Origin of the sequence: Spiroplasma sp. ChiS (assembly GCF_002968355.1) — a bacterium.
GTDB lineage: Bacteria > Bacillota_I > Bacilli_A > Mycoplasmatales > Mycoplasmataceae > Spiroplasma > Spiroplasma citri.
The window spans coordinates 1-1,179 of sequence record NZ_PUUH01000146.1 but is presented as its reverse complement, the minus strand read 5'-3'; the positions used below and the strand labels follow the sequence as shown (position 1 = coordinate 1,179).

The window sequence follows — 1,179 nt, the reverse complement described above, 5'->3', positions numbered from 1 at the left end:
TTGATGGTTGGTGTTTGAATTGTGATTTTGTTTTTAACTTGGTTTTTCTTGTGGATGGTTTTTAAAATAGTTGGGTATTTTAAATAATGAAAAAGTTTATATTTTTCTTTAAAAACTTTTGTTATATTAGTGGTTTAATGCTTTTGTTTAGTTTAATTGATTTATTACTTTGGATAATTTCTTTGTATTGTGTTGGTTTATTATTTTGAATATTATTTGCTTTGCAATGTGTATATTTTGTGTGATGATTGTKARAAAATATTTTTTATCAGTTAAATGCTTTTCGGTTAGTAAATTTTGTTTGAGATAATCCGTTATCGGTAATTATTGGTAAGTTAGGAACTGGTAAAACATTACTTTTAACTTATTTGTCGCAAACTATGAAATTATTGACAGATGAAATTTATAGTAATTATCCGTTAGAAGATGATAAAGTTAAAGTTTTAACATTTAAAAATTTAGATTTTACCGATCGAACAAAATTAGTCCCACCCGATGATAGTGTTATTTTATTTGATGAAAGTTATTTGTATATTGATGGAACTAGTCCACATGATGAGAAAAAAGTTCATAGTGGTAAAATACCGTGAATTGTTTTAGCGAGACATTTTGGACATCGTGCGTTGTTTACTGCTCAGCGTGAGGGTATGATTTGAAATAATATTCGCCAGTTAGCAAGTGGAATTATTATTCCAATTTCTTTGAAAAAACCCGTTGCTAAAAAAGGATTTAATTTTTTTAATCGTTTCTTTATTATGCGAATTGGTATTTTTCAAGATATAACGGATTATGAAATTTGAAAAACAAAATCAGTAGAACGAAGAGCAGAAGGTAAAAGAGTAAAACATAAGTCGGATGTTGGGTTAGGAATTCGGTTTTTTAAAATAATTATTCCCCTTGAATTTGCGAATAAATATGATAGTCAATGATTAAAATTTGTGCGTGATTTAAAGAATGGCGAAATTGTTAATAAAAAAGAATATTATTGGTCGGAAATCACAAAGTTAAGTGTTAAAGAACGATTAAAATTGTTTGATATTGATATTTTGAAAAAGAATTTAAAACCTAAAAAAGAGAAAGGAAATAGTAAAGATGATTAATTTATTAGTTGAAAATAATAATAGTAATTGAGACAAGATTTTTAGTTTTGTTTTTGATATATTTTTGTTTATTTTTGAT

At 25.7% G+C, this 1,179-nt stretch carries 2 protein-coding genes; both read left to right on the top strand.

The genetic code is table 4. The annotated features are described in order from the left end of the window. The coding region (locus C6B38_RS04490; RefSeq protein WP_146693304.1) for a DUF2649 family protein at positions 1-87 on the top strand (87 nt) is incomplete at its 5' end. Continuing rightward, positions 87-1,100, top strand: a complete 1,014-nt coding sequence (locus C6B38_RS04485; RefSeq protein ID WP_105298812.1) for a hypothetical protein — start codon at positions 87-89, stop codon at positions 1,098-1,100. The genes C6B38_RS04490 and C6B38_RS04485, both read left to right, overlap by 1 nt. Positions 1,101-1,179: the final 79 nt, after the last annotated feature.